Below are 6,853 nucleotides of genomic sequence, written 5' to 3'. Positions count from 1 at the left end.
ATCGGATGCTTGGTCATAGGACTACTCCTAGTGTTTGCACTAGGACTTCCGATGTTCGCATCAACCTCGCAAGACGGCCCTCACCGTGGGCTTACGTTAAAAGTGCAGCTTCGCCTTCAGGGATCGGCCGAACTCTATGGACCGGCAAGCCAACGCGCGGCCGAGGCCTGGAGCCTGCTGCCGCCATCGACACGCAGCACCTATATGGGCGGGCCGCCGGGCGACGACATCGAGGAGTGGCCTGCGAGCGAGGGTACGGTCGCAGACGCCGACGGACGGGCCTTCTTCGGCGTGCTGATATTCCGGGCCGAGACGCTCGACTGGTTCCAGCTGCGCCATGCCGACAACCGGCGCGCGGTCTTTGCCTATGACAATCTCGGCGCCCTCACCTCCTCGCGCTGGGTCCACCCCTGACCCGATCGGATTTCCATCCGGCAAGCCGGGCGATCAGGCAGGGACGTAGGTCAAGCGGATCACATTCTCGTCGATCCGATCATGGGCCACAAGGCGAAGCGGCGGCCGCGGTGCGGCGAAATAGGGCGTGCCGTGACCAAGCACGACGGGGTGCAGGTAGATCTGATACTCATCGATCAAGCCGAGTTCGGTCAGGCTTCGCGCCAGGTTCGGGCCGGCAACTTCGATCTCCCCGTCGCGCTCGGCCTTCAACTTGCGGATCGCGGTCTCGAGATCACCCGTAACAAGCGTGGCGTTGGGGCCGACAGGCGTCAGCGAGCGTGAGACCACCCATTTGGGCTGCTTCCGCCACGCTTGCGCGAAGGCTTGTTCGTCTGCACCCCATTCAGGCTGATCGTCGTCCCAGTAACGCATGATCTCATACATCCGGCGGCCGTAGACACTGCCCGCCAGCCGTTCGGTCCCCTCGATGAAGTGGCGAAAGAGCGTCGGGCTTGGCCCAAATTCCGTATGATCGACGTAGCCGTCCAGCGACTGGTTCATTCCGAACACGAGCTTAGCCATGCCACTTCCTTTCCTTAAAGGGCACATCCGCGCATGCGGTAAAATAGCTCGACTGATTTCAAATTGCAATTGGTTTGCGATCCGCACGAACGGTCGCCTCGCTCTCAGGGCGGGTGCGCGAAGGGTCGGGAGCGGCCGAAGCATCACGGCGGGTTTGCAGTTGTGCCTTACGACGAAGGAGCGGCGACGTTGACGCAATGACGCGCGTGTTGCTGAGCATTGGCCCGCTTGGAAATTGCTCGTGAGAACCCCGCGATCAAGTTGGCGGCTGAACCCAAATTGCGCGAAGCACTCGCGGGCCTTGGCCACCCGGCTAGCGCAACACCGATCGCCTCGATATGGATCGTAACAGCGAGAGCCTAAAACCTTTCTGAGTCAGTCGGACTATGCCCGTGACTGCTTCGAGCCGTCGTCAATTTTGCGGGGCAGTTAAAACCACGCGCCCCCGGCGGGGTCGAAAGACCAACACTTGCCGACCAGGCGACGTACCTCAGGCTGCACAAAACCGATGAGATTTGTGATCAAGCCAGGATCGGCTTTCATCTCCCATGACAGTTCGATACGCTGATTGCAGAGTGCAATTTCGCTGCTGTCCTTATGAGGGAAAAATTCCGCAATCTCTTGGGATTCAATCAGCACGTCGCTCTCGCTGGCCAATTGAACGTCCAGTTCAACCGGTGCACCGAATTTCAAGTGGTCCGGAGCGACCTGCCTAAGGGGTTCACGGTACTGGGCAAGCGCGGCTTGTAGCGCAGTCAAATCGTCAAAGCCGTCACGGAAAAGGATTAGCAAAGAGAGAAGTTGCATTCATGAACCTCGGTACAGAATTCGAAAATTCCAATAACGATAACGGTCTGTTTGCAGGCCGGTCAGCCGCCCTGCCGTCGAAGCCGTAAGTGAATCACGGTTTACAACGCGCCCTGAGGCGAATGGTATCGACCAACTGGCCCTCCCGTTCGATGCCCATAGACACCAACCATCATAATCGATGCCACCATAGTGGTGTTATCATCGATGTGATCATGCTCCGCCTGACCTTTCGATGCTTTAGGGACGGCCCGCCACCAGGGTCTCTCACGCAGAGATTTCTACGCCCGATTTCTGGGCCGGTTCGCTCGCTCTGGAAAGAATGAGTTACAGAGGCGCAGCATAATCCGAATCCTGTTTGGCGTACTCTGCAATTCATTATCAATGCCATCCCGATGTTTTTGGACTCGCCTATCGGCGTCCTCCGGAGACTTTCCAATCTCAACAAGGTCATTCTTTCCTTTTTGGTACAGAAAGTCCGCCTCTAGGGTGTGAAGGGCTTCGGCGACCGTATCACCTGTTTTCCCGTAGGTTTCGGCCAGCTTCATATGGACGGCCGTACAATAGAAGAATTGATATTTGGGAAAACGACGCTTGTGTTCTTGCGCGGTCGAAACGGTTGGCAAGATAATCAGAAATACTGCAATCAACCGAAATTTCATGTCGACTCTCGACGGACACCGGATGCGATCGATATCACATACTCAGCGCCCCGTGCCCGAACTTGTCGGTTGAACCTTAACTTTCGGTTGCGGCTGATGACCGCTTCGGGGCCGATAGGCCCCGCGATCATCAATGACTGCGTGGCTGTGCTCTTGCGAGAGCTTCGTCCCGGCCGGAATGCGCCAATTGCGGACATTGCCGGCATTTCAAAACCGTCTATTCTGCGACGTTGCAAAAGTCAGGAAAACAACTGTCGCTTTAATCGGGAATTTCGCGACAAAAGAGAACCTCACTATGGAATCGATTATCGCGATTGGGACCATAAAAGATGTTGAGCCGTGGGCGGAACTTCGCGTTGCGCTGTGGCCGCATCACTCGCTCGAATATCATCGCGCTGAGTTGGGCCTGGCGTTTCTTTCAGAAAGTGGAGACGCCGTCGCGTTCATCGCTCGAAATGCTGCGAATGAAGCTGTCGGGTTTGCTGAGGCCACTTTGCGACATGATTATGTGAATGGATGCAGCAGCTCGCCCGTTCTATTCCTCGAAGGGATTTATATCAGGCCCGTTGACAGGCGAAAGGGTATCGCACGGCTGCTTTGCGATGCCGTTGCCGATTGGGGTAAGTCGCTTGGGTGTGTTGAGTTTGGCTCTGACGCGCCCATAGAGAATTCCGCCAGCCATGCGCTCCATACCGCTTTAGGATTTGAGGAGACCCAGCGCGTCGTGTTCTTCCGAAAGCCACTATAGGCCGAGTTGCCCTTCCGCGAGATGGTTCGCCGCACAAATCCTGACTTATGCGATACTCCGGTCTTTCCCGCGTTCAAGGATGCTCGCCGCAAAACTCTAAAAGTTGGAGTTTCGCGGCGGATTTTTGCGACGGCCCATGACCGCTTCGGGCCGGAAGCAGCCGACGCGTCGCGCTGGTTGCGGTCGTCTGCGCGCGGAACGTTGGTCAAACAAAAGCTCCGGCCCCATCAGCGTCGGCCGATCAACGGCCGGCGAAACGGCGTCTCGCGGCGTCGGTGACGGGTGTATAGAGGGCGACGCGTGTGCCTTCGGGATCGGAAATCTGCATCGTCCGGTTGCCCCATGGCAAATCCTTGGGTGCATGCACGACCGTGACCTGGTCCTTGAGCCGCGCGAATTCCGCATCGACGTCCGAGACCATGAACTCGAGAATGGCCGTCCTGTTGGCGCCGGGCTCCGCACTGCCCTCGCTGAACAAGGCCACGGTTTGCGCGCTGCCGATTGCGAGGCTCGCGCCGGGAGTGACGATCTCGGCGAAGACGGGTGCAAGCCAGTCGGCGCGGCAGCCCGTCACCAGCTCATAAAAAGCCACCATGCCTGTGATATCCGCGGCAATGAGGCGGGTGGATGCGAACTTCATGATCTTCTCCTTGGCTGTGCGGCCGTCTCTTTCCTTGCTTTTGTGCCATAGCCGTGCTGACAGCGTTGTGGCAGCAGGAGTCATCAGGCATGCGAAAAGCGGATCGGCTTTTTCAGATCATCCAGATTCTTCGACGGTCGAGCCGCCCGGTGACCTCGTCCGAGCTTGCGGGGGAACTCGAGGTCGCGCGGCGAACCGTCTACCGCGATATCGCACACCTGATGGCCCAGCGTGTTCCGATCGAGGGCGAAGCGGGGTTCGGCTACGTCCTCGATCGCAGATATGACATGCCGCCGCTGATGCTGACGCCCGATGAGATCGAGGCCGTCGTGCTCGGCGTTCAAATGGTGGCAAGGTTGAATGACGCGGCCATGCGGAATGCCGCCGGCGATGTGATGGCGAAGATCACATCGGTCATGCCGCAGGATCTTCTTCCCTATATTGCCCAACCCGCCGTCGGCATCAAACCGGATGATGTCGTCGGCGGCGATGCGACACGCGATACGCGTCCGCTGAGGTTGGCGATCAGGGAGGGCCGCAAGCTCGAACTCGACTATCGCGCGGCGGATGGAACGATCACCCGCCGCATCGTCTGGCCCGTGCTTCTCGGCTATGACGACGCGCACAGCCTGTTGATCGCGTGGTGCCAATTGAAACAAGCCTTCCGCCATTTCCGCACCGAACGGATTCTCAAAGTCGAGCTTCTCGATGAATCCATCGGCATGTCCCGGAGCAAGCTGAGGCAGCAATGGCAGCAGTGGCGCGATGCCGAAATGCGGAAATCCCGTGGGGCGCAGTGATCGTTGCGCGTATCTATGACCTTTTCCCAGTCCCCCAATTGTGTCGTTTGCGCATCACTTTCCGTAAGGTTGTAAAAACCCGCTTGGCAACGGCAATCTCATTCGCTACAAAATGGTCACCGTTTCAGATCGAACACAAGGGAGGCGTTGCATGACACTAGCAATCATCGAAGTCTTCCCGTGCGGAATGTCCCGACAGTAGGTCATTTCCATTCGCGGCCCGCCTTAAGCGCGCGCCATGCGGTTTCACTTCCCTCACAGCCCAATTTGATCTGACGGGATCAGTTTGTCTCCCGTTTGGGCTGTGCCATCCAACTCTCTATTTTGAGGACCGGCCGCCGAAACGGGGCCGAGCGATTAAAATGACTCGCAAGAAGCTCGATTTCCGCGCCGATGCTTATCGCCATGTGCTCGGCTTTGTTTTTCATCATTGGCGCCATCGGCCTGTCCTGGTCGGCGCGATCATCGTGCTGGTGATTGCAAGCACGCTGGCCGAAGTCATGGTGCCGGTTTTCTCCGGCCGGATCGTCGATGCCATTGCCGGCGGCAATGCGGCGGATGGTGCGCTCAGCGCCTTCGTCATCGTCGTGGCGCTCGGCCTGACCAGCGTGGCGCTGCGCTGGTTCATCTTCAACGGCATCATCCGGCTGACGCTGCGCACCATGGCGGATGTGGTCAATGACGGCTTCCACAAGGTGCAGCGGTTCTCCACCGACTGGCACGCCAACAGCTTTGCCGGTTCGACGGTGCGCAAGATCACCCGCGGCATGTGGGCGCTCGACGCGCTCAACGACCTGCTGCTGGTCGCCCTGCTGCCGTCCATCGTCATGCTGGTCGGCGCCAGCATCGTGCTCGGCAGCTATTGGCCGGTGATGGGCCTGATCGTCGCTTTCGGGTCCCTCGTCTATATCGGCGTGACCGTGGCGCTTTCCATGGGTTTCGTGTCGCCGGCGGCAAGGCTTGCCAATGCCTGGGACACCAAGCTCGGCGGTGCGCTGGCCGATGCCATCAGCTGCAATGCGGTGGTCAAGGCCTTCGGCGCCGAGAGCCGCGAAGAGCGGCGGCTGAGCCATGTGCTCGCCAGATGGGACAGCCGCACGCGGCGGACATGGAAGCGCGGCACATTGAGCGGCACGATCCAGGGCTTCATGATGGTTTCCATGCAGGCCGGCATTTTGGGAACGGGCCTGGTGATGTGGCAAAAGGGGCTGGCGACACCAGGCGACATCACCTTCGTGCTGGCGATGTTCTTCGTTCTGCAAGGCTATCTGCGCAATGTCGGCCAGGACATCCGCAACCTGCAGCGTGCCGTCAACGATATGGAAGAGCTGGTGCTGCTCGACAAGATGCCGCTCGGCATCGAGGACAGGCCGAACGCCACGCCGATCAGGATTGGCGAGGGCGAGATCGTCTTCGATCGCGTCACCTTCCAGTATGGCGCGCATCCCACTCCGCTTTATGAGGACTTTTCGGTCACCATCAAGCCGGGTGAGCGCGTGGGTCTGGTGGGGCATTCGGGCTCGGGCAAGACGACCTTCGTCAAGCTCATCCAGCGCCTCTTCGACGTGAAGTCGGGTGCGATCCGCATCGACGGGCAGGATATAGCAGGGGTCAGGCAATCCAGCCTGCGCGGCCAGATCGCCATCGTGCAGCAGGAGCCCATCCTGTTCCACCGCACGCTGGCGGAAAACATCGCCTATTCCAGGCCGAACGCCTCGCGGCGCGAGATCGAGCAGGCGGCGAAACAGGCGAGCGCCCACGACTTCATCATGGATCTGCCCAAGGGCTATGAGACGATGGTGGGGGAACGCGGCGTCAAACTGTCTGGCGGCGAGCGGCAGCGTGTCGCCATTGCCCGGGCCTTCCTGGCCGATGCACCGGTGCTGATCCTGGACGAGGCGACCTCGAGCCTCGACAGCGAGAGCGAAGTGCAGATCCAGCAGGCGATGGAACGGCTGATGCACGGCCGCACCACGCTTGTCATCGCCCATCGGCTGTCGACGGTCAGGGCGCTGGACCGGCTGCTGGTCTTCGACAAGGGCAAGATTGTCGAAGAAGGCGACCATCAGGCGCTGATCCGGCTCAAGGACGGCATCTATCGCCGGCTGTTCGAGCGGCAGGCGCTGGAACTGACCAAGGGCCTGGTGGCCTGAACCGAAACGCCAGGGCGATGCTCTGGCGTTTCCTTTCTGCATTGATGTCGGCGTGCGCCATCACT

The 6,853-nt window shown here is 59.4% G+C and carries 7 protein-coding genes and 1 pseudogene; 4 read left to right on the top strand and 4 right to left on the bottom strand.

Features of this window, described 5'->3' with window-relative positions:
- Nucleotides 1-99: 99 nt before the first annotated feature.
- Nucleotides 100-414 (top strand): annotated as a pseudogene (locus FHT79_RS24600) (pyridoxamine 5'-phosphate oxidase); the annotation flags it as partial.
- A 33-nt stretch (nucleotides 415-447) separates the two neighbouring features.
- On the opposite strand, the gene FHT79_RS24595 reads toward FHT79_RS24600, so the two are convergent.
- The 3 genes from FHT79_RS24595 to FHT79_RS24585 form a co-directional block, all read right to left on the bottom strand.
- Nucleotides 448-978, bottom strand: a complete 531-nt coding sequence (locus tag FHT79_RS24595; protein WP_063476557.1) for a dihydrofolate reductase family protein — start codon at nucleotides 976-978, stop codon at nucleotides 448-450.
- Between the two features lie 429 nt (nucleotides 979-1,407).
- Nucleotides 1,408-1,785 carry a hypothetical protein gene (locus FHT79_RS24590; RefSeq protein ID WP_183904313.1) on the bottom strand — a complete coding sequence of 126 codons (378 nt, stop codon included), beginning with the start codon at nucleotides 1,783-1,785 and terminating at the stop codon, nucleotides 1,408-1,410.
- Between the two features lie 281 nt (nucleotides 1,786-2,066).
- Nucleotides 2,067-2,447 carry a hypothetical protein gene (locus FHT79_RS24585; RefSeq protein ID WP_047614095.1) on the bottom strand — a complete coding sequence of 127 codons (381 nt, stop codon included), beginning with the start codon at nucleotides 2,445-2,447 and terminating at the stop codon, nucleotides 2,067-2,069.
- Nucleotides 2,448-2,742: 295 nt separating this feature from the next.
- Here FHT79_RS24585 and aac(6') point away from each other — a divergent pair, with 295 nt between their 5' ends.
- Nucleotides 2,743-3,195, top strand: coding sequence for an aminoglycoside 6'-N-acetyltransferase (gene aac(6'), locus FHT79_RS24580; RefSeq protein ID WP_183904312.1), 453 nt, complete (start codon nucleotides 2,743-2,745; stop codon nucleotides 3,193-3,195).
- 241 nt (nucleotides 3,196-3,436) lie between these two features.
- Here the strand turns inward: aac(6') and FHT79_RS24575 are convergent, their stop codons facing one another.
- Nucleotides 3,437-3,835, bottom strand: a complete 399-nt coding sequence (locus tag FHT79_RS24575) for a VOC family protein (RefSeq protein ID WP_047614465.1) — start codon at nucleotides 3,833-3,835, stop codon at nucleotides 3,437-3,439.
- An 89-nt stretch (nucleotides 3,836-3,924) separates the two neighbouring features.
- Here FHT79_RS24575 and FHT79_RS24570 point away from each other — a divergent pair, with 89 nt between their 5' ends.
- Nucleotides 3,925-4,635 carry a YafY family protein gene (locus FHT79_RS24570; protein WP_183904311.1) on the top strand — a complete coding sequence of 237 codons (711 nt, stop codon included), beginning with the start codon at nucleotides 3,925-3,927 and terminating at the stop codon, nucleotides 4,633-4,635.
- A 362-nt stretch (nucleotides 4,636-4,997) separates the two neighbouring features.
- On the top strand, nucleotides 4,998-6,788 hold the full coding sequence (locus FHT79_RS24565; protein ID WP_183904310.1) for an ABC transporter ATP-binding protein: 1,791 nt from the start codon (nucleotides 4,998-5,000) through the stop codon (nucleotides 6,786-6,788).
- The last annotated feature ends 65 nt before the right edge of the window (nucleotides 6,789-6,853 follow it).

The organism is Rhizobium sp. BK212 (assembly GCF_014197475.1).
Classification (GTDB): Bacteria; Pseudomonadota; Alphaproteobacteria; order Rhizobiales; family Rhizobiaceae; genus Rhizobium; species Rhizobium anhuiense.
This window is presented reverse-complemented; position numbering and strand designations above follow the sequence as displayed.

Coding starts and splice junctions, on each gene's coding strand:
- FHT79_RS24595 (WP_063476557.1), bottom strand. CDS start 978: ATGGCTAAGCTCGTGTTCGGAATGAACCAGTCGCTGGACGGCTACGTC.
- FHT79_RS24590 (WP_183904313.1), bottom strand. CDS start 1,785: ATGCAACTTCTCTCTTTGCTAATCCTTTTCCGTGACGGCTTTGACGAT.
- FHT79_RS24585 (WP_047614095.1), bottom strand. CDS start 2,447: ATGAAATTTCGGTTGATTGCAGTATTTCTGATTATCTTGCCAACCGTT.
- FHT79_RS24575 (WP_047614465.1), bottom strand. CDS start 3,835: ATGAAGTTCGCATCCACCCGCCTCATTGCCGCGGATATCACAGGCATG.
- FHT79_RS24570 (WP_183904311.1), top strand. CDS start 3,925: ATGCGAAAAGCGGATCGGCTTTTTCAGATCATCCAGATTCTTCGACGG.
- FHT79_RS24565 (WP_183904310.1), top strand. CDS start 4,998: ATGACTCGCAAGAAGCTCGATTTCCGCGCCGATGCTTATCGCCATGTG.